Raw genomic sequence first — 18,976 nt, 5'->3', positions numbered from 1 at the left:
TCAGGTCCGCTGGCCGGTGGCGGGACCGCGGATCAGGCCCTCGGGTCGCCAGAGCAGGATGAGGATGACGAGGGTGAAGGTGAAGGCGTCGCGGAACTGCAGGAGGTCCTGGGTCAGGAGGTAGTTCAGCGCCGTGTTGATGAAGGCCAGGAGGAAGCCGCCCAGCACTGCCCCCTGCAGGCTGCGCATCCCGCCGATCACGGTGGCGATGAACGCCACCAGCAGCGGCTCCAGGCCGACGCCCGGCGTGACCGAACCGATCCGGCCGATCCAGAGCAGCGACACCACGCCTGCGAAGAAGCCGCTGATCGCGAAGGCGGTGGAGATGATCAGGTTGGCCGGCACGCCCAGCATCCGCGCCATGCGGAACTGGGTGGCCGCCGCCCGCATCGCGATGCCCAGCACCGTGCGCTTCATGAGGAAGGCGAACAGCAGGAGCAGGCCGATCGAGGCCACGATGGTGATCAGGTTGCGCGCCGGGATCAGGATGCCGCCGAACGACACGGTCTGCGAGAACAGGTCGGGCAGCGGCACGTTGCGCGGCCGGGGCGAGATGAACAGCAGGGCCGCGTTCTGCAGGATGGTCGAAAACGCGAACGAGGTGATCAGCACCGCGGTCACGGACTTGGCCCGAACCGGACGGAACGCCGCATACTCGGTGAGCACGCCGGTCACCACCGCGATCAGGACCGCGACCGCCGCCATGACCAGCCACGGCAATCCTGAGCCATTCACCAGGAACAGGCCGTAGCCCGCCACCATGATCAGCTCGCCATAGGCGAAGTTCACGAGCTTGAGGATGCCATAGACGATCACCAGGCCCAGTGCCATGAGCGCATAGGCGCCCCCCAGGCTGAGCACGTCGATGGTGAACTGGAGCAGGGTCTGCATGGGTCAGCCGCCGAGATAGAGATGCTCGAGGTCGGAAGCCGCGGCGATCTCGGCGGCCCTCCCCTCGGCCGCGACCTTGCCCAGGCGCAGCACATAGGCCCGGTCGGCCACCGCCAGCGCCTTCGACGCGTTCTGCTCGACCAGCAGGATGGTGAGCCCGGCCCGCTTCAGCTCGGCGATCATCGCGAAGATCTGGTCGACGATGGTGGGGGCCAGGCCCAGCGAGGGCTCGTCAAGCAGGAGCAGGCGCGGCCGGGACATCAGCGCCCGGGCGATCACCAGCATCTGCTGCTCGCCGCCGGACAAAGTGCCGGCCGCCTGCTCCTGCCGCTCCTGCAGGCGCGGGAACAGGGTGAACATCCGCTGCCGGTCCGCCGCCACGCCGTCGCGGTCGCGCCGTCTGGCATAGGCGCCGAGCAGCAGGTTCTCCGCGACCGTCAGGTCCGGGAAAACGTCGCGGGTCTCCGGCACCATCGCGATACCCTGGCGCACCATGCGCTCCGGCGACCAGCCGGACACATCCCTGCCGTCCAGGCGCACCGTGCCGGCCGACTTCAGGGCACCCGCGATCGCCAGCAGGGTCGAGGACTTGCCGGCACCATTGGCCCCCAGGAGCGTGACCAGCTCGCCCTCGGCGAGACGCAAGGACACGCCGCGCACCGCATTGATGGCCCCATAGCTGACCGTCAGGTCGGTGACCTCAAGCATGCCGGACCTCTGCCGACGAGCCGAGATAAGCCTCGATCACCGCCGGATTACGCCGCACGCTCTCGACATCGCCCTCGGCGATGGTACGGCCCGAGGCCAGCACGTGGAGACGGTGGCACAGGCGCATGATCAGCGGCATGTCGTGGTCGATGATGAGCAGGCCCAGCTTCCGCTCCGCGGGCAGCCGGGACAAAAGCGACAGGAGCACCTCGGATTCACCCTCGTTCATGCCGGCCGCCGGCTCGTCCAGGATCAGGAAGGACGGCTCGGCCGCGAGTGCGCGGGCGATCTCGACCCGGCGCTTGTCGCCATAGCTGAGTGCTGCCGCCAGGGTCTCAGCCTGCCGGGCAAGGCCGAACTCCGCCAGGAGGGCAGTCGCCCGGCCCTGCGCCGCGCGCCGGCCGAGCCCCTGGGCCAGTGCTGCCGCCTCGACATTCTCCGCCACGGTCAGGTGGTCGAACAGCCGGACGATCTGGAAGGAGCGGGCGATGCCGCGCCGCGCCACCTCATGGGGCTTCAGTCCGGAAAGCGACGTGCCGTCCACGCTCACCTCGCCCCCGGCCAGCGGAACCTGACGGGTGATGGCGTTGACCAGCGTGGTCTTGCCCGAGCCGTTCGGCCCGATCAGCCCCACGATCTCGCCGCGGGCGAGCTCTAGGGTGACGCCGTCCAGCGCACGCAGCCCGGAAAATTCGACACGAACATCGCGCGCGCAAAGGCGCCCATCGGACATCGGATGAACCTGCAGGAAAGAAAGCGGCAGGAGCGGACCGGCTGCCGGTCCGCCCCTCTTGTGAAGGTCGATCAGGGTGCCGGCACGGTCTCCGGGCGACGCCAGCCGACGAACGAGGTCTTGCCGCCGTTCAGCGCGATGATGGCCGCGGCCTTGTTCGGCATGTGGCCCTCGTCGGCGGTGGTGTAGTCGAGCTCGCCGGTGAGCAGCTTGAACTCGCCATCCTCCAGCGCCTGGGCGACCGCGGCACCATCGGTCGAGCCCGCGGCCTTCACCGCCTGCGCCAGCATCATCACCGCGTCATAGCCGGTGGCGACGAACGAGGTGTCCGGCTCCTGGCCGTACATCTCCCCGTAGAGCTTGAGGAAGTGCTGCATCTCCGGCCCGGCGTCCGGCCCCGCCCAGGTATGGGTCACGAAATACACGTCGTTGCCGAACTTCTCGCCGAGCGCCTGGTGCAGCGCCGGATCGTCATAGGCGTCGCCGCCCAGCACCGGCGCATCATAGCCGACCTCGCGCAGGGCCCGGATGATGGTGCCGATGTCGGTGCCGTAGGAGGACAGGAAGATGACGTCCGGCTTCTCCGGCAGCGCCTGGAGGCGTGCCAGCTGTGCCGAGAAGTCGTTGTCGCCGTTGTTGTAGCTGTCCTCCAGCAGGATCTCGCCGCCGCCCGCCTTGAACTGCTCGATGAAATACTTGGGCAGCGACTTGGTATAGGCGATGAACTGGTCGGTGACGACGTAGGCCTTCTTCCAGCCCTTCTCGAGCGCGAAGTCTGCCGCCGTGGCGCCCATGGTGGTGTTCCACATGGACAGGGTGAACTGCTTGTCGCCCAGCGACCAGGAGCTGTAGAGCGGGTCGGACGCGCAGGTGGAGAGGCCGACCAGATCGGCGGCCTGCGCCTCGCGGCTGGCCGGGCTGCCGAAGTCGAAATCGCAGGGCGCCAGGATCAGCTGGGCGCCGTCGTCGATCAGCTGCACGGTCGCGTTGCCGACCGTCACCGGGTCGGACTTGCCGTCCATGGTGACGAGCTTGACCGGCTCGCCCAGCAGGCCGCCCGCATCGTTCAGCTCCTTGATCGCGACCTGCGCGCCGCGAAAGCCCGGCTCGTCCATGGGTGCCTGGATGCCCGTCAGGTTGAGCGCGGCCCCGATCACGATCTCGGCCTTGGCCGGCACCGCCGCCAGGCAGGCGATTGCCGACCCGGCCAGCAACATTTGCGACAACCTGCTCATCCACCCTCTCCCTTGTCAGCCGTCCATGCGTGACGGCTCCCATCCCATCAAGAATCGAGCCAAGCATGGTGAACCCGCTCAGGGTGCCCCGTCCATGTCGGCGAGAAATTCGGTGAAGATCCGGTCGAACTCCTGCGGCCGGTCCCAGAACGGGGCATGGCCGGAATCGGCGATCTCGATGGCCTGGCCCCGCCAGAGATTGCCGAACCGGACGCCCCGGACGAAGCGCAGGTTCACGAACGGCTCGTCGATGCCGTTGACCACCGCGATCGGCAGCTTCGCCTTGGCCACGATCTCGCGCTGGTTGTCGCCGGTGCCGGCCGCGAACTTCTCGAACATCAGGCGCCTGGCGCGCCCGTCGGTGCGGGCCACCACGTCACGCAGGAGCGGCTCGAACGGCAGGCCGCAGGTGCTGCGCGCGTAGTTCTCGACATCCTCCGGGCCGAACTGCTCCTGCCCTGCCAGATGCATGTGCGGGCTGGGCCGAAAGCCCTCGGCCACCTCGCTTGGCGCCACCGGCGGCGTGCCGGTGATCATCAGGCCGATCATGCCCGGGACCCGCGCGATCATCTCGAGCCCGATATGGCCGCCCAGCGACCAGCCGAACACGATGACCCGCCCGATGCCCATCAGCCGCAGCAGCTCGGCCATGGCATCGGCATAGCCTTCCATGGAGTAGGTCCGCTCCGGGTCCAGCGCGTCGGCGGACTGGCCATGGCCCGGCAGGTCGGGGGCGATCAGGCGCCAGCGCTGGCCGATCGGCCCCAGCAGCTGGTTGCGGAACACCACCCCTGAGCTGGAATTGCCGTGGATCATCAGCACGGGCGTGCCGGTCCCGGCGCTTTCCCGCACCTTCAGCTCGCCATGGCTCGTGCTGACCGAGCTCTCCTTGATGGACATCCTGTCTCCTGACGACGACCTTCGAATCGCCGGGTGGAACCGATCCGGAACGATGAAATGATCTTTTCAAGGTTTGCGCAACCTGCCTAGCTTGTCGACACATTGACTTTCCGGTGCCCCTTTGGACAGCAGGCGCCAGGCCGCCAGGCTCTGCCCATCGTGGCAGGCGGTGGTGGCCCCTGGCTTGCTTGCGTCCGGCCCGGAGCCCGGCTCATCGTCGATCCACCGCCTGGGACCGCATCGCTCCAGCATTTCGACATAAGGAAATCGAGGCATGTCGCGCAAAGCCACCCCGTTCCGCTCGATCTCGCGCATCCTGACCATGAGCGCGACGGCCCTCGCTCTCGGGGGCGGCCTCGCCGGCCAGGCCCTGGCCGACACGGTCAAGATCGGGCTGCTGGCCCCGCTCACCGGCCCGGCCAGCGCGGATGGCCAGGAATACCAGCGCGGTGTCCAGCTCGCGATCGACGAGATCAACGCGGCAGGCGGCATCGACGGCCACACGTTCGAGCTGGTGGTGGGCGACGTGAAGGACCAGTCGGCCGGCAACGTCACCAGTGCCGTGGAGCGGCTGCTGGGCGACCCGGACGTCCACTTCATGCTGACCGGCTATGCCAGCCTGACCAATTTCGAGATCGACAACATGGCCGAGGCGGAGATGCCATACGTGCTCGCCGCCACCTCGCAGCAGACCCGGGACATCATCGCGCCGAGCCCCGACGATTACATGTGCTGCTGGTCCTGGACGCCGTCCTTCGACGCCTACAACACCGACGTGACCAGCTTCGTCGAGAAGCTGGCGGCGGACGGCAAGATCGAGCTGCCGACCAAGAAGGTCGCGATCATCTCGTCGGACAACGCCTATTCCAAGACCATCTCCGAGGGGATGAAGAAGACCTTTGCCGACCATGGCTGGAACATCACGGTCGACGAGATCGTCCCGTTCGGCGAAGTGACCGACTGGCGCTCCATCCTCGCACAGGTTCGTCAGGACGTGCCGGACCTGGTCATCAATACCGACTACCTGCCCGGCAATTCCGCGTCCTTCCTCAACCAGTTCCTGGAGCAGCCGACCAAGAGCCTGGTCTTCCTGCAGTATGCGCCGAGCGTGCCGGAGTTCGTGCAGCTCACCGGCAAGAAGTCGGACGGGGTGATCTACAACCTGCTGGGCGGCCCGCTGGTTTCGCCCAAGAACCCGCGCGCCGAGGAGGTCGGCAAGAAGTTCAAGGACGCCTTTGGCGTCGAGAGCGGCACCTATGGCGTGGCGCTCTACGAGATCGTCCACATCTACGCCGACGCGCTCAGGAAGGTCGGCGATCCCAACGACCATACCGGAATCATGCAGGCGCTCAGCGAGACCGACAAGCAGACCGTCGCCGGCCGCCTGAAGTTCGACCCGGCCACCCACCTGGCCATGCAGGGCGACGACTATATCCCGATCACCTTCTTCCAGATCTGGGACGGCGAGCGGGTGCTGATCTCTCCGGAGAAGTACGCGACCGGCGAGTTCAAGCTGCAGCCCTGGATGCAGTGAGCGGATGGCGCTTCTGGAAATCGAGGGTGTATCGAAGGCCTTCGGCTCGCTGAAGGCCGTCGACAACGTGTCGTTCGAGGTGCAGGCCGGCGAGATCTTCGGCATCGCCGGCCCGAACGGCAGCGGCAAGAGCACGCTGTTCAACATCATCACCGGCATCCCGTTCGGCCCCGACCGGGGCCGGGTGCGGCTGGACGGCCAGGAGATCCAGGGCCGCTCCGGCAATGCCATCGCCAGGCTCGGGCTTTCCCGCACCTTCCAGCGGGAGACCAGCTTCGACGGGCTCACCGTGTTCGAGAACGCGCTGATCGGCGCTACCTATGGCGGCGCGGTGAAAGCCGGCGCCGAGGCCGAGCTGCGTGCCGCCGAGGCGCTGGACTTCATCGGCATCGGCCGGGCGGACTTCGGTCGTCTGGCCGGCGAGCTCTCGGTGTTCGACCGCAAATGCCTGATGCTCGCCACCGCCATCGCCATGCGGCCGAAGATCCTGCTGCTGGACGAGCCGGCCTCCAGCCTGACCAAGCCCGAGGTCGAGACCTCGATCGGCCTGATCCGCAAGATCGCCGCCCGCGGCATCACCATCGTCCTGATCGAGCACGTGCTGACCTTCCTGATGAGCCTGTCCCAGCACCTCATGGTGCTGAACAACGGCCAGATCCTGGCCCGCGGCGTGCCGCAGGAGGTCATCGCCGATCCCAGGGTGGTCGAGGCCTATCTGGGCTCGCGGAGGCCGGACCTGTGAGTGCGCTGCTCGAAGTCTCCGACCTCACCGCCGGCTACGGCCAGGTCACGGTGCTGCACCGGCTGAGCATGGCAGCCGGCGAATTCGGCAATGTCGGCCTGTTCGGCCCGAACGGCCACGGCAAGACCACCCTGCTCCGCGCGATCTCCGGCCTGTTGCGCCCGAACAGCGGCACGATCCGCTTCGACGGCGAGCCGATCACCGGCCTGAGCCCCCGCGCGATCGTGGCCCGCGGCCTGATCCACGTGCCGCAGGGCAACCGGCTGTTCCCCGACCTCACCATCGCGGACTGCCTGGCGCTCGGCGCCTACTCGGCGCATGCCCGCCCGCACGAGGAGGCGAACCGCGAGAAGGTCCTCTCGATCTTCCCCAAGCTGCGCGAGCGCTGGCGCCAGCGGGTGCGCACGCTCTCGGGCGGCGAGCGGCAGATGGTGTCGATCGGCACCGCCCTGATGAGCCACCCCCGCCTCCTGATCCTGGACGAGCCGACGCTGGGCCTCGCCCCCAAGATCAAGGACGAGCTGTGCGCGGCGGTGCTGGCGATCTCGAAGGGCGGCGTGCCTCTGATCGTGGTCGAGCAGGACGTCGAGTTCCTGCTGGAGCTCAGCCAGCACCTGTACCTGGTCAACCATGGCGAGGTCGCGACCGAGATCCGGCCGGGCCAGACCATGGATCATGCGGAGATCATGTCGATGTATTTCGGGCACTAGGAACGGACATGGGCGCTTCTGCCGAGATCCTGTTCGGCGGCCTGTTCCAGGGCTCGCTCTACGCCATGATGGCGGTCGGGCTGGCACTGGTCTGGACCACGATCGGCGTGTTCAACTTCAGCCACGGCGTATTCATGATGCTGGGCGCCTATCTCGCCTGGCAGTTCGTGGACATCGGCCTGCCGCTGCCCGTCGTCCTGCCGCTGGCCGTGGTCGCGATGGCGGGGATCGGCTGGCTGCTCCAGGCGAGCGTGGTCCGCCCGCTGATCGGCCGGCCCAACATCGTGCTGGTGGTGGTGATCACCACGCTGGCGGCCGCCTCGCTGATCGAGAACGGCGTGCTGGAGCTGTGGGGCCCGCGCTCCAAGCAGATCCCGCCGCTGCTGGAGGGCAACACCACGATCGGCGGGGTCGGCGTCTCCATGCACCAGATCGCGATCATCGTGATCACGCCGGTCATCCTGGCGGCCTTGTGGCTGTTCCTGAACCGCACCCGGCTGGGACTGGCCCTGCGCGCCGTGGCGCAGAACGAGGATGCCAGCCTGCTGGTCGGCCTGAACGTCACCGCGCTCTACGGCCTGGCCTTCGCGATCGCCGCGGCACTCGCGGCGCTGGCCGGGATCTTTCTGGGCGGCTACCGCTTCATGTCGCCGGTCATGGGTGCCGACCCGCTGCTGAAGGCGCTCATCGTGGTGGTGTTCGGCGGGATCTCCAGCATCTCCGGGCCGATCTTCGCCGCCTACCTGATCGGCTTCTTCGAGGCGGCGTCGAACTATTATTTCGGCCTATACTGGACCCCGGCCCTCCTGTTCGCCGTCCTGATCCTGACCCTGATGGTCCGCCCCGAAGGCATGTTCGCCCGCAGCAGCCGGAGCCTCGCATGACCCGCCCGATCGGCACGCCCGGCCGTGCCTCCTGGAAGGAGGAGGCGGTCGGCATGGTGCTGGGCTTCGCCGTCCTGGCGCTGCTGCCCTTCCTGTTCAACGACGCCTACAGCCGCCACGTGCTGATCATGGTGTTCATCTACGCCGTGGTCGCGTCCAACTGGGACCTGAGCCTGGGCTATGGCGGGGTGTTCAACTTCGGCCATCTCGCCCTGTTCGGCATCGGCGTCTACGCCTACGGCCTGCTCACCAAGCTCATGGGCCTGGACCCCTGGCTGGCGCTGGTGGCCAGCGGCATCCTCGCCACCGCCGCCGCGATCCTGGTGACCATCCCGATCCTGCGGCTGAAGGGCATCTACATCATCCTGGTGACCTTCGGCTTCGCCCAGCTGGTCATGCAGGTGATCCTCAGCCAGTCCGACTATACCGGGGGCACCCAGGGCATGGTGCGCATCCCGGGCCTCTACTGGTTCGACCACAACATGGTCCGGGACGGCAAGTTCGCCTACTTCTTCCTGGCACTCGGCCTGCTCGCCGCCAGCACCGTGTTCCTGCGCGTGTTCGTGCGCTCGCGGATCGGGGCCGGCATCGTGGCGCTGCGCGACAACGAGGAGTACGCGATCGCCCGCGGCATCTCGCTGGTCCGCCAGCGCATGATCACGCTGGCCGCCAGCGCCTTCTTCACCGGCATGGCCGGCGCCTTCTATGCCGCCTACCAGCGCAACGCCTCGATCGACGTGTTCGGCATGAGCCTGGCCACCATCATCCTGTCGATGGTGCTGCTGGGCGGGACCAGCACGATCTATGGCGCGATCATCGCCTCGTTCGTGCTGACGGTCTTCGCCGAGCTGATGGCGGATTTCGGCGCCTGGCGGCCGATCATCACCGCCCTTTTGATCATCGTCGTGATGCTGGCCTACCCCACCGGCCTGGCCGGCCTGATCCGCGCCGGCTGGGCGGCCACGGCCGGAAGGCTGCGGCGGACAGCACCGGCTGCCCGCCCGGCCGAAACGACCTAGCCGCCGATCGCCTCGCGGGTGGCCCGCAGGGCCGCGGACCCGCCGCCCGCGAGGAGCTCGATGTCCGAGGTCACCATCAGGAAGCGGACCCCCTTCTCGACCCACTCCTTGTTCTGTGCTGCCGGCGTGTTGACGCCCAGGCAGACCGGCAGCCCCTTGGCCTTGGTCTTGGAAACGATCGTGTCGTGCGCGGTCTTCACCGTCGGGTGGCTCAGGTTGCGCAGCAGGCCGGCGGTACCGGACAGGTCGTTCGGCCCAATCGCCACCGCGTCGATCCCCGGCACCGCCAGGAACTCGTCGAGCACGCCCACCGTCTCGATATGCTCGATCTGCGGCATCACGAAGATCGCGTCGTTGGCCTTGGCCACATAGGCGTCGATGTCGCGATAATAGTTCGACGCGCGCTTGGGCCCGAAGCCGCGCCGGCCTTCCGGCGGATACTTGCAGGCCGCCACCAGCTCCCGGCAGTCCTCCACCGTCTTCACCATCGGCGCCAGGATGCCTTCCCAGCCCATGTCGAGCAGCTGCTTGATCCGGACATGGTCGTTCCAGGCCACCCGGATCATCGGCACGGTCGGGCTGCCGTTCAGCGCCATCAGCATGGTCTGCAGGACCTGCAGGTCGAACGGCGAGTGCTCGCTGTCGACCATCAGATAGTCGAAGCCGACCTTGCCCATGATCTCGGTGACGCTGGGATCGGCGATGGTCAGCCAGGCGCCGATCACCGTGCCGCCGTTCCGCAATTTCTCCTTCAGCGCCAGCGCGCGGGACAGCATGCCTTCGGGCGCCGTGCCGGCACCGGGCTCCAGTCCAGACGATTCAGCCACGCAACTCCTCCTCATGCTCGATCTTCTCCGGATCGAGCTCCATGTTGACGCCCGAGGCATGCGGCAGACGGATCATCCCGTCCACTGGCCAGAGCGGGTCCTTCAGGAAGAACATGTTCACCAGGTTCCACTTCCACAGGTACTCCTGGTACGGCGTGTGGATCGGCGACTGGGTCACCGAGAAGTGGATGCCGATCGGGGTCGAGTGCCCGTGCGGGATGGTGATCAGGTCGTGGACGGTGGCGTAGGCCGCGATCTTGAGCGTCTCGGACAGGCCGCCGCACCAGTAGATGTCCGGCTGGATGATATCGAGCGCGTCCTTCTCGATGAAGCGCTTGAAGCCCCAGCGCGTGTATTCGTGCTCGGCACCGGACAGCGGGATCCTGGTCTTGGCCTTCAGCTTCACATGGCTGTCGATCCGGTCCGGCATGAAGCATTCCTCGATCCAGCGCGGCCGGTACTCCTCGATCCGGGAGCAGAGGTCGACGGCATAGTCGAGATTCATGCTCTGCCAGCAGTCGAGCATGATGTCGTAGTCCTCGCCCAGCGTCTCGCGCAGGGTGCGGACCAGGGCGACATTGGCCTTCATGCCCTCGTGGCCGCTCATCGGCCCATGGCGGAAGAACCATTTCTGGGCCTGAAAACCCTTCTCCTTGAACTCGATGGCGCGCTCGCGCACCAGCCCCAGGTCGAGCACGGCATAGCCCAGCATGGAGCAGTAGGCCGGCACTTCCTCCCGGGTGGGGCCGCCCAGGATCCGCCAGACCGGCTGGCCGAACGCCTTGCCCTTCAGGTCCCAGAGCGCGCACTCGACCGCCGAGACCGCGATCATCGCCGCACCCTGGCGGCCATGGACGAGGCGGCGGTGCATCTGGTCGAACAGGAGCTCGATCGCCAGCGGGTCGCGGCCGACCACCATCGGCTGAAGCTGGGTGATTGCCAGCCAGGCGGCATCCGGCCAGATCGGTCCGGCCGTGCCGACCACGCCGTCGTCCGTGTGCACCTCCAGGAAGTGCTGGGTCATCCGGAACTTGTCGGGCGCCACCTGCTCGCCGCCCTCGTTCCAGGGCGAGATGCGGTGCTCCTCGTACACGTCGATCGGCCGGACCAGCCGCTCCTCCCAGAAGGCGCCGTCCACCTTCATGGTCCCGGTGACCTTGCGGACCTTGAGCCGCGTGATCTTCATGCCTGCCTCTTCCTGATCATGACCCGGAGTCCAGCCCCTGGCGGTCGAGCGCCTCCTGGAAGGCGCGGTGCGCCAGGTGGACATGGTGGCGCAGCTCCGCCAGCGCCTCGGCGTCCCGGCCGGCCTCCAGATGCTCGACCACCGCCAGATGGTCGCGCTGCGAACCCTGGATCTGCTCGGGCGTGCGGATGAAATGGCAGCGCAGCCGCCGGACCCGGCCGGAGATCCGGGCATAGGCCTCGATCAGCTGGTCATTGCCGCCCGAGCCGATGATCAGCTCGTGGAACGCCGTGTCGAACGGATGATAGTCGTCGGCCGGCCCGCCCAGCGCCGCGCCCGCCTGGTCGACATTGTCCCGCAGCGCCCGGCACAGGCCGGCCCGGTCTTTCGCCGAGCCGATCTGCAGGGCACCCAATTCCAGGATGGCGCGCAGTTCGCAGGTCTGCTGGACGTCCTTCTGGTCGAACACCGTCACGAACGTGCCGCGCTGTGGCCGGACCTCGACCAGCCCCTCCGCCTCCAGCTTGACGAAGGCCTCGCGCACCGGCGTGCGGCTGGTGCCGAGCTTCTCGGCGAGCATGCTCTCCGACAGCTGCTCGCCTGGGCCCAGCTGGCCCATCACGATCAGATCACGGATCTGGTCGGTGACCAGGGTCGCCAGCGAGCGCGGCCGGACGATCCGCATCGTCCTGGCTTCCATCGGTTGGATCCGGGGCAGGCGCATGGCCGCTCAGCCGATCGGGGTGCGCGCACCCTTGCCGGCGAACCAGTCGACCAGGTTGCCGACCACGCACTCGCCCATCGCCCCCATGGTCTCCTCGGTGCTGCTGGCCACGTGCGGGGTCAGCACCACGTTGTCCAGGCGCAGCAGGGCTTCCGGCACGGTCGGCTCGTCGTGGAACACGTCCAGCCCCGCCGCCCCCAGCCGGCCGTTGACCAGTGCCTCGACCAGGGCCGGCTCGTCCACCAGCCAGCCACGCGCGATGTTGACGAAGATGCCGCGCGGGCCCAGCGCCTCGATGACCTCCTTGGGCACGAGCGGCGGGCTGCCCTTGGGCCCGCCGGCCGCGCACAGCACCAGCAGGTCGGACTCCTTCGCCAGCGCCACGGCGCTGTCGACATACTGGTAGGGCACGTCCTGCCGCACCGGATCGTAATAGCTGATGCTGGTCTTGAACGCGGCCAGGCGGTGGGCGACCTCGCGGCCGATCCGGCCGAGGCCCAGAATGCCCACGCGCATCCCGGTGAGCTTGCGGCCGAGCGAGAGCCGCGCCCCGCCCTGCCAGGAACCTTCCCGGACGAACCGGTCACCCATCGCGATCTTGCGGCAGGCGGCCAGCGCCAGCGCCACGGCGAGATCGGCCACGTCGTCGAACAGCACGGGTGCGGTGCAGACCGTGATGTTGCGCTCCCGGCAGGCGGGCAGGTCGGTGGTCTCGAGACCCACGCCGTTGATGGCGCAGATCTCGAGATTGGGCATCAGCTCGATCTGCGCCCGGGACAGGCCGGCCATGCCGTGGCTGGCCACGCCACGGACCCCGGCCCCGACCTCGCGCAGCAGGGCGAGCGGGTCGGCCGCCTCATAGACGCGGTGCACGATGAAGTGCCGCTCCAGCGCCTCCATGACTTCCGGCCGCTGCGCACCCACCGCCGCGATCTCGACCTTGCCCGCCTGCCCGTCGCTCATCTGCGCTTCCGTTCCACTTGCTCAAGTAAGGCCGGGCGTCAGGCCCGGCGGTAGATCCGCTCCGCCCGGCGCTGCGCCTCGGCCGCCGCCTCCTCGGGCGTGGCCTGGCCGGCCACCACGGTAGAGTACATCTGCAGGACGATCCCGTCTGCCCGCGCCGCCGAAGCCGCCTCGCCCGGACTGCCCTTGTAGCTCTGCGGCAGGGCATTGCGCATGATGTCGCGGAACGGCGTGTAGAGCGGATCGGCGTTCCAGATCGGCGTGGCGTCGTAGGCCTGGAGCGGATGGGTCCAGTAGCCGACGCTCGCCTCCTGCCAGGGCACGTACTGCTCCTGCTCCATCATGAAGCGCAGGTACTGCTTGGCCGCGTTCGGATACTTGCTGTACTTGAAGATCACGCCGTTGATGACCAGCGCCCCCTGGGTGGGCTTGCCCACCGGACCCACCGGATAGTCGGCATGGCCGATATCGTCGGCGATCGCCCGCATCGCCGGGTCGTCCGCGTTCTTGGCGGCATAGTAGACCGAGATGCCGTTCGAGGTGAGCCCGATCTCGCCGGCCAGGAACGCCTTGTTGTTCGACGGGTCGAGCCAGGAGATCGTGCCCGGGATGAAGGTCTTGGCCAGCTCGTTGACGTAGTTCAGCGATTCGATGGTCTTGGGGTTGTCGATCACCACCTGGTCGTTCTCGTCGACCAGCGAGCTGTCGTAGCCCCACAGCATCGTGTCGGTCCAACCGCCATCACCCACCGCACCGAAGGCGAAGCCCGCCGGGTGGCCGATCTTCTGCAACTCCTGGCAGAGCTTGAGGAAGCCCGGGAAGTCCTTCGGGAACTCGTCGAACCCGGCCTCCTTCACCCAGGACTTGCGATACACCATGGCAGCGCCGTTGCCGCCCACCGGAATCGCGATCCAGTCGTCGCCGCGCTTGCCGTAGAACGAGCAGACCGGGAACCAGCCGCCATACTTCTTGCCGAGATAGTCGGCGAGATCGTTCAGCGGGACGAGCTTGTCGGCGAAGAGCTGCGGGTCCTCCTGCCAGGCCAGCGCGATGTCGGGCCCGGTGCCGACATTGGCCGCGACCGCGGTCTTGGGCCGCAAGTCCTCCCAGCTCTCGCTGTCGACCCGGACCTCGACGCCGAACTCTTCGGAGAACTTCTTGGTGTTCTCCAGCCACTGGGTCTCGTCGCCCGGCACGAACTTGGCCGGCCGCAGCACGCGCAGGGAGGCGCCCTCCTCCACCGGCCAGTCCGGCACCGGCACGTCCGCGGCCTGGATCTGGGCGAACGCAGCCCGGGAAAAGGCCGCACCGGCCATCAGCCCCAAGCCTGCGCGCATCACCGAGCGTCGGGTCGAACCACCCATGACCGAACCTCCCAGATTGGCGATCTCTGTCGCGTACCATCCTGCCATACTAGCATGGCACGACTGTCGCAACCGCCCCCGGAAAGATCGGTGGCGTCAGCCTTGCCGCAGCTCCCGGCGCACCCAGTCGACCACCGAATCGTGCCGCGGCTGCCAGCCGAGTTCGGTCCGCGCCAGGTCCGAACGCACTCGGCTGTTGGAGGCGAGCGCGAACATCGCCTTCTCGAAGCCCCACTCGGCGATCGCCTCCTCGGCCGGCCAGCTCTGCGCCTCGCCCAGGCCCAGCGCATCGGCGATCGCCTGGACCAGCTCCTGGAACGACGCCTCGCCATTCTCGACGAAATAGAACGACCCGGGCTTCGCCTGCTCCAGCGCCAGGAGGTAGAGGTCGGCCATGTCCTCGACATGGACATTGGCCCAGCGGTTCAGGCCGCGGCCGACATGGCGCGCGATCCCGCTGCGCTGCGCCTGGCGCACCAGGGCCGGGATCTGCACGCTGTCGCGCTGCAGGCCCAGCCCATGGCCGTAGATCAGCGTGTTGCACAGGACCACCGAGCGCACGCCGACATCGGCAGCCTCGCGCACCCGCTGGTCGACCCGCACCCGCGCCGCCTTCTCCGGCTCGGGCGTGACCTCCTCCAGCCGCCGGTAGATCCGCTCGTCCGGCTCGCCCCGCGCGTCATTGGCGGCGATGCTGGAGCCGCTGGTGTGCAGGAACGGCTTGTTCGACCCGGCCAGCGACCGGATCAGCATCTCGACGGCGGTGCGATGGTCGGAATTGGCGGCATTCACCACCGCATCCGCACGCTTCGCCTGCTCGGCCAGGAGCCGGGCATCGTCCAGCGTACCGACCACCGCCTCCATGCCGCGCGCACGCAGCTGCTCGGCCTTGGCGTCGCTGCGGACCAGGCCGATGATATGGTGGCCCGCCGCCTTCAGCCGCTCGGCGACCGAGCCGCCGATATAGCCCGAAGCGCCGGTGACGAAGATGTCCATGCTCTGCCTTTCGCTGCCCTGATCCTGCGCCGGATACCGTCCTGTCTGCTCAGGCCCACTCGCCCCGGCGCATCACCGGCACCCGCCCGCCATCGGCCCGGATCCCGTCGATGTCGATCTCGCCCGAGCCGATCATCCAGTCGATATGGATCAGGCTCTGGTTGCCACCACGCGCCGCCACTTCCTCGGGCGTGAGCTTGCCGCCATCGATGAAGCACTTGGCATAGCACTGGCCGAGCGCGATGTGCGAGGCGGCATTCTCGTCGAACAGGGTGTTGTAGAACAGCAGCCCGCTCTGCGAGATCGGCGAGGAGTTCGGCACCAGGGCGACCTCGCCCAGCCGGCGCGCCCCCTCGTCCGTATCCATCACCTTGGTCAGCACCTCCTCGCCCCTGGCCGCGCGCACCGACACTGCCCGTCCACCCTCGAAGCGGACCTCGATGTCCTGGATCAGCGTGCCCTGGTGCGAGAGCGGCTTGGTGCTGCGCACGACGCCATCGACCCTGGCCGCGTGCGGCGTGGTGAACACCTCCTCGCTCGGGATGTTCGGGTTGCATTCGATGCCGTTCTTGGCGGTGGAAGCACCCCCCTGCCAGAAATGGCCATCGCCCAGGCCCACCGTGAGGTCGGTGCCGGGCCCGAAGAAATGCAGCGCGGCGAAGTGATGCTCGTTCAGCCAGTCGCGGCGTGCATGGAGGCGGGCATTGTGCTCGCGCCAGGCCGCCACAGGGTCCGCCTGGTCGACGCGGGACGCGGCGAAGATCGCATCCGCCAGCCTGGCCACCGCCACGTCCTCCGGCAGGTCCGGGAACACCACTTTCGCCCAGGACGGGTTCGGGTAGGACACGATCGTCCAGTTGATGTCGAAGCCGACGATCTTCTCCAGTGCCGGCTTGTAGGCCGTGGAGTTAGCCCGGTTGGCCCGCGCCACCTTGGCCGGGTCCTGGTCGGCCAGCAGCATCGGGTTGTCGCCGGCGATCGCGAGCCTCGCGGCATTGCCGGCGAACGCCTTGGCCATGCCCTCGTAGAGCCAGCCGCTCGCCCGGTCGAAGCTGGCGTCGGCGCCATGGCGATAGCGTGCCAGCGCCGTTTCCTCGTCGGCATAGAAGGTGGTCACCAGCCCCGCCCCGGCCTTGTAGGCATGCTCGGTGATCCGCCGCACCAGCGGCAGGGCGGCGATCGGTGCGGTCATCACCAGGTCCTGGCCCTCGGCCAGCCGCAGCCCGACCTTGACCGCCACCTCGCCCAGCCGGTCGAGCATGTTCGGATCCACGCCTGCCGGCGCGGCAAGGGACAGATCAGACATGGTATCGCTCCTCTTCGGCCAACGGCTCCGGCCCGAAGCCATATCGGCTGGGCCGGAGGTTAGCCAGTGCGGGTGCAGCCCGCAGCCGGGCGGGAGCGCCTGCCCGGCCCTGCCTCAGCGCGCGGCGGGGCGGTCGTGCGGATGGACCGAGCGGAACCCGATCGCCACCCGGTTCCAGGCGTTGATCGTGGTGATCGCCAGCGTCAGCTTGACGATCTCCTCCGGCGTGAACGCCTGTGCCACCTCCGCATAGACCTCGTCCGGCGCATGGCCCTGGGTGATCAGGGTCAGCGCCTCCGTCCAGGCCAGCGCTGCCCGCTCCCTGGGCGTGAACATGCGCGATTCGCGCCAGGCGCTCAGCAGGTAGATCCGTTCCTCCCGCTCGCCGTGCTTGCGCGCGTCGCTGGTATGCATGTGCAGGCAGAAGGCACAGCCGTTGATCTGCGAGGCGCGGATCTTCACCAGCTCGTGCAGGCCGGGCTCCAGCCCGTCGGCCGCCAGCTTCTCGGCCATCTCGATCATCGGCTGCATCGTCTTCGGCGCAACCTGGTAGGGGTTCAGTCTGGCTTCCATGACGACCTCTTCTGGCATCGCTGATGCTCCAGAGACGAGGTGGCCCCGGCGGATGTGACACGGGCTCACGCCGCGTCGTGGAAGATGATCCCCAGCGTGTGCCGCCGCCCGCTGCGCAGCGGGCTCACCCCATGGCGCATGGTAGCACGATACAGGCTGCGCGTGCCCCGGACCGGGCGGTCGCGCACCGGGAAGACCACCGCGTCGCCCTGGCCGAGCGGCGCCACCAGGACCCGCGACTGCATGCGTGGGCGCTGCTCGGTGAGCACGAACTCGCCGCCGGAAAAGTCCCGACCGGGCTCGGACAGGAGGCAGGCGACCTGCAAGGGGAAGACATGGGGGCCATACACGTCCTGGTGCAGGCAGTTGTAGTCGCTTGGCCCATAGCGGAGCAGAAGCGGGGTCGGCCGGGTCTGGCCAGCCTCGTGGCACCGGGCGAGGAAGGCTGGCAGGTCGGCAGGATAGCGCTCTGGCCGCCCCATCAGCTCCGCCCAGTGGTTGGCGACCGTGGCCAGCACCGGATAGAGCCGGCCACGCAGCTCCTGGACCACGTGCGGCAAAGGGTACGCGAAATACTGGTACTCGCCCTGGCCGAACCCGTGGCGGCTCATCACGATCCGGCTGCGAAAGGTGCTGGCGTCGTCATAGCCATCCGCCAGCTCCTGGCAGGTCGCCGCATCGAGCAGGCCCGGCAGGATGGCGGCGCCACGCGCATCCAGCTCCGCCAGGACCGCCCCGGCATCGGGAGAGGCGCTCAACCCTTTGCCTCCCGCTCGAGCAGCTGCCGCTTGCGCGCCACGCCCCAGCGATAGCCGGAGAGGTCGCCGTCGCTGCGCACCACCCGGTGGCACGGCACCGCCACCGCCAGCCGGTTGGCGGCACAGGCCAGGGCCACCGCGCGCACTGCCTTGGGCGCGCCGATCCGCTCGGCGATCTCGGCATAGCTCGCCGTGGCACCAGGCGGGATCTCCCGCAGCGCCCGCCAGACCCGCTCCTGGAAAGCGGTGCCCTGGACGTCGAGCGGCAGGTCGAGCCCCAGTTTCGGCGCCTCGACGAAGCGCACCACCGAGGCGACCCATTCCTCGAACCGCTCGTCGCCGGCAGCCAGTTCCGCCTTGGGGAAGCGCAGGGCCAGGTCGCGCTCCAGCTCGGCCGGATCGTCGCCCAGCAGGATCGCGCAGATCCCCGTCTCGCTGGCCGCCACCAGCAGGCTGCCCAGGCTGCACCCGGTCACGGCGAACTGGATCCGCCGCCCCTGCCCGCCCCGGCGCAGCTCGGTCGGACGCATGCCCAGCACCTTGCCGGCCTCCGCGTAGAAACGCCCGTTGGAGTTGAACCCGGCATCGTAGATGGCGGCGGTCACCGTCTCGCTGCGGCCGAGTTCCGCCCGCACCCGCCGCGCCCGCTCCGCCGCGGCATAGGCCCTGGGGGTGAGCCCGGTCCGCTCCTTGAACAGCCGGTGAAAGTGGAACCGGCTGAGGCCCACGGCATCGGCCAGATGGGCCAGGTCCGGCAGCTCCTCGGCCGTCTCGATCAGCCGGCAGGCCTTGGCCACCGCCTGGGCCTGACGGCGATCCTGCGGCTCCAGGTCCGGCCGGCAGCGCTTGCAGGGCCTAAAGCCCGCCTGCTCCGCCTCGGCCGGGCTGTCATGGAAGCTGACATTCTCGCGCCTGGCCGGCCG

At 68.3% G+C, this 18,976-nt stretch carries 20 protein-coding genes; 5 read left to right on the top strand and 15 right to left on the bottom strand.

Annotated features, from left to right (window positions below):
* The 5 genes from VNS22_RS26020 to VNS22_RS26000 form a co-directional block, all read right to left on the bottom strand.
* Nucleotides 1-891 carry a branched-chain amino acid ABC transporter permease gene (locus VNS22_RS26020; RefSeq protein WP_325737740.1) on the bottom strand — a complete coding sequence of 297 codons (891 nt, stop codon included), beginning with the start codon at nt 889-891 and terminating at the stop codon, nt 1-3.
* 3 nt (nt 892-894) lie between these two features.
* Nucleotides 895-1,599 carry an ABC transporter ATP-binding protein gene (locus VNS22_RS26015; RefSeq protein ID WP_325737738.1) on the bottom strand — a complete coding sequence of 235 codons (705 nt, stop codon included), beginning with the start codon at nt 1,597-1,599 and terminating at the stop codon, nt 895-897.
* Nucleotides 1,592-2,332 (bottom strand): ABC transporter ATP-binding protein, encoded by a 741-nt coding sequence (locus tag VNS22_RS26010; RefSeq protein ID WP_325737736.1) that lies wholly within the window; start codon nt 2,330-2,332, stop codon nt 1,592-1,594. The genes VNS22_RS26015 and VNS22_RS26010 overlap by 8 nt, the downstream gene beginning before the upstream one ends.
* A 71-nt stretch (nt 2,333-2,403) precedes the next feature.
* Complete coding sequence (locus VNS22_RS26005; RefSeq protein WP_414653441.1) at nt 2,404-3,549, bottom strand: ABC transporter substrate-binding protein; 1,146 nt, start codon at nt 3,547-3,549, stop codon at nt 2,404-2,406.
* 96 nt (nt 3,550-3,645) lie between these two features.
* Nucleotides 3,646-4,467 carry an alpha/beta hydrolase gene (locus VNS22_RS26000; protein WP_325737732.1) on the bottom strand — a complete coding sequence of 274 codons (822 nt, stop codon included), beginning with the start codon at nt 4,465-4,467 and terminating at the stop codon, nt 3,646-3,648.
* 274 nt (nt 4,468-4,741) lie between these two features.
* Between VNS22_RS26000 and VNS22_RS25995 the strand changes: the two genes are divergently transcribed.
* From VNS22_RS25995 to VNS22_RS25975, 5 genes are read left to right on the top strand one after another with little or no spacing between them, the layout of a single operon-like run.
* Nucleotides 4,742-6,001 carry an ABC transporter substrate-binding protein gene (locus VNS22_RS25995; protein ID WP_325737730.1) on the top strand — a complete coding sequence of 420 codons (1,260 nt, stop codon included), beginning with the start codon at nt 4,742-4,744 and terminating at the stop codon, nt 5,999-6,001.
* Nucleotides 6,002-6,005: 4 nt separating this feature from the next.
* Nucleotides 6,006-6,743, top strand: coding sequence for an ABC transporter ATP-binding protein (locus VNS22_RS25990; RefSeq protein ID WP_325737728.1), 738 nt, complete (start codon nt 6,006-6,008; stop codon nt 6,741-6,743).
* Nucleotides 6,740-7,453: an ABC transporter ATP-binding protein gene (locus VNS22_RS25985; protein WP_325737726.1), complete on the top strand. Its 714-nt coding sequence runs from the start codon at nt 6,740-6,742 to the stop codon at nt 7,451-7,453. The genes VNS22_RS25990 and VNS22_RS25985 overlap by 4 nt, the downstream gene beginning before the upstream one ends.
* Nucleotides 7,454-7,461: 8 nt before the next feature.
* Complete coding sequence (locus VNS22_RS25980) at nt 7,462-8,337, top strand: branched-chain amino acid ABC transporter permease (RefSeq protein ID WP_325737725.1); 876 nt, start codon at nt 7,462-7,464, stop codon at nt 8,335-8,337.
* The gene (locus tag VNS22_RS25975) at nt 8,334-9,356 is read left to right on the top strand and encodes a branched-chain amino acid ABC transporter permease (RefSeq protein ID WP_325737723.1); all 1,023 of its coding nucleotides are present in this window, start codon (nt 8,334-8,336) and stop codon (nt 9,354-9,356) included. Before VNS22_RS25980 ends, VNS22_RS25975 begins: the two co-directional genes overlap by 4 nt.
* On the opposite strand, the gene VNS22_RS25970 is transcribed toward VNS22_RS25975, so the two are convergent.
* The 10 genes from VNS22_RS25970 to ada all read right to left on the bottom strand — a co-directional run.
* Nucleotides 9,353-10,183: an HpcH/HpaI aldolase family protein gene (locus VNS22_RS25970; protein WP_325737722.1), complete on the bottom strand. Its 831-nt coding sequence runs from the start codon at nt 10,181-10,183 to the stop codon at nt 9,353-9,355. The two genes, VNS22_RS25975 and VNS22_RS25970, sit on opposite strands and share 4 nt — an antisense overlap.
* Nucleotides 10,176-11,369, bottom strand: coding sequence for an enolase C-terminal domain-like protein (locus tag VNS22_RS25965; RefSeq protein ID WP_325737720.1), 1,194 nt, complete (start codon nt 11,367-11,369; stop codon nt 10,176-10,178). The genes VNS22_RS25970 and VNS22_RS25965 overlap by 8 nt, the downstream gene beginning before the upstream one ends.
* A gap of 16 nt (nt 11,370-11,385) precedes the next feature.
* Nucleotides 11,386-12,069 (bottom strand): GntR family transcriptional regulator, encoded by a 684-nt coding sequence (locus VNS22_RS25960; RefSeq protein WP_325737718.1) that lies wholly within the window; start codon nt 12,067-12,069, stop codon nt 11,386-11,388.
* 30 nt (nt 12,070-12,099) lie between these two features.
* Nucleotides 12,100-13,056, bottom strand: coding sequence for a 2-hydroxyacid dehydrogenase (locus VNS22_RS25955; RefSeq protein ID WP_325737716.1), 957 nt, complete (start codon nt 13,054-13,056; stop codon nt 12,100-12,102).
* A 38-nt stretch (nt 13,057-13,094) separates the two neighbouring features.
* Nucleotides 13,095-14,420 (bottom strand): ABC transporter substrate-binding protein, encoded by a 1,326-nt coding sequence (locus tag VNS22_RS25950; RefSeq protein WP_325737714.1) that lies wholly within the window; start codon nt 14,418-14,420, stop codon nt 13,095-13,097.
* Nucleotides 14,421-14,516: 96 nt separating this feature from the next.
* Entirely contained in the window at nt 14,517-15,416 is a 900-nt protein-coding gene (locus VNS22_RS25945) for an NAD-dependent epimerase/dehydratase family protein (RefSeq protein ID WP_325737712.1), read from the bottom strand.
* A 49-nt stretch (nt 15,417-15,465) separates the two neighbouring features.
* Nucleotides 15,466-16,722 carry an aminopeptidase gene (locus VNS22_RS25940; RefSeq protein WP_325737710.1) on the bottom strand — a complete coding sequence of 419 codons (1,257 nt, stop codon included), beginning with the start codon at nt 16,720-16,722 and terminating at the stop codon, nt 15,466-15,468.
* A 114-nt stretch (nt 16,723-16,836) separates the two neighbouring features.
* Complete coding sequence (locus VNS22_RS25935) at nt 16,837-17,295, bottom strand: carboxymuconolactone decarboxylase family protein (RefSeq protein ID WP_325737708.1); 459 nt, start codon at nt 17,293-17,295, stop codon at nt 16,837-16,839.
* A 65-nt stretch (nt 17,296-17,360) separates the two neighbouring features.
* A complete protein-coding gene (locus VNS22_RS25930) occupies nt 17,361-18,053 on the bottom strand; it encodes a 2OG-Fe(II) oxygenase (RefSeq protein ID WP_325737707.1) in 693 nt (230 codons plus the stop codon).
* Nucleotides 18,050-18,976 (bottom strand): bifunctional DNA-binding transcriptional regulator/O6-methylguanine-DNA methyltransferase Ada (ada, locus tag VNS22_RS25925; RefSeq protein WP_325737705.1); only part of this gene is annotated, 927 nt, incomplete at its 5' end. The genes VNS22_RS25930 and ada, both read right to left, overlap by 4 nt.

Source organism: Geminicoccus sp., assembly GCF_035556675.1.
In the GTDB taxonomy this organism is placed as follows: domain Bacteria; phylum Pseudomonadota; class Alphaproteobacteria; order Geminicoccales; family Geminicoccaceae; genus Geminicoccus.
This window is presented reverse-complemented; position numbering and strand designations above follow the sequence as displayed.

Coding starts and splice junctions, on each gene's coding strand:
- VNS22_RS26020 (WP_325737740.1), bottom strand. CDS start 891: ATGCAGACCCTGCTCCAGTTCACCATCGACGTGCTCAGCCTGGGGGGC.
- VNS22_RS26015 (WP_325737738.1), bottom strand. CDS start 1,599: ATGCTTGAGGTCACCGACCTGACGGTCAGCTATGGGGCCATCAATGCG.
- VNS22_RS26010 (WP_325737736.1), bottom strand. CDS start 2,332: ATGTCCGATGGGCGCCTTTGCGCGCGCGATGTTCGTGTCGAATTTTCC.
- VNS22_RS26005 (WP_414653441.1), bottom strand. CDS start 3,549: ATGTTGCTGGCCGGGTCGGCAATCGCCTGCCTGGCGGCGGTGCCGGCC.
- VNS22_RS26000 (WP_325737732.1), bottom strand. CDS start 4,467: ATGTCCATCAAGGAGAGCTCGGTCAGCACGAGCCATGGCGAGCTGAAG.
- VNS22_RS25995 (WP_325737730.1), top strand. CDS start 4,742: ATGTCGCGCAAAGCCACCCCGTTCCGCTCGATCTCGCGCATCCTGACC.
- VNS22_RS25990 (WP_325737728.1), top strand. CDS start 6,006: ATGGCGCTTCTGGAAATCGAGGGTGTATCGAAGGCCTTCGGCTCGCTG.
- VNS22_RS25980 (WP_325737725.1), top strand. CDS start 7,462: ATGGGCGCTTCTGCCGAGATCCTGTTCGGCGGCCTGTTCCAGGGCTCG.
- VNS22_RS25975 (WP_325737723.1), top strand. CDS start 8,334: ATGACCCGCCCGATCGGCACGCCCGGCCGTGCCTCCTGGAAGGAGGAG.
- VNS22_RS25965 (WP_325737720.1), bottom strand. CDS start 11,369: ATGAAGATCACGCGGCTCAAGGTCCGCAAGGTCACCGGGACCATGAAG.
- VNS22_RS25960 (WP_325737718.1), bottom strand. CDS start 12,069: ATGGAAGCCAGGACGATGCGGATCGTCCGGCCGCGCTCGCTGGCGACC.
- VNS22_RS25955 (WP_325737716.1), bottom strand. CDS start 13,056: ATGAGCGACGGGCAGGCGGGCAAGGTCGAGATCGCGGCGGTGGGTGCG.
- VNS22_RS25950 (WP_325737714.1), bottom strand. CDS start 14,420: ATGGGTGGTTCGACCCGACGCTCGGTGATGCGCGCAGGCTTGGGGCTG.
- VNS22_RS25945 (WP_325737712.1), bottom strand. CDS start 15,416: ATGGACATCTTCGTCACCGGCGCTTCGGGCTATATCGGCGGCTCGGTC.
- VNS22_RS25940 (WP_325737710.1), bottom strand. CDS start 16,722: ATGTCTGATCTGTCCCTTGCCGCGCCGGCAGGCGTGGATCCGAACATG.
- VNS22_RS25935 (WP_325737708.1), bottom strand. CDS start 17,295: ATGGAAGCCAGACTGAACCCCTACCAGGTTGCGCCGAAGACGATGCAG.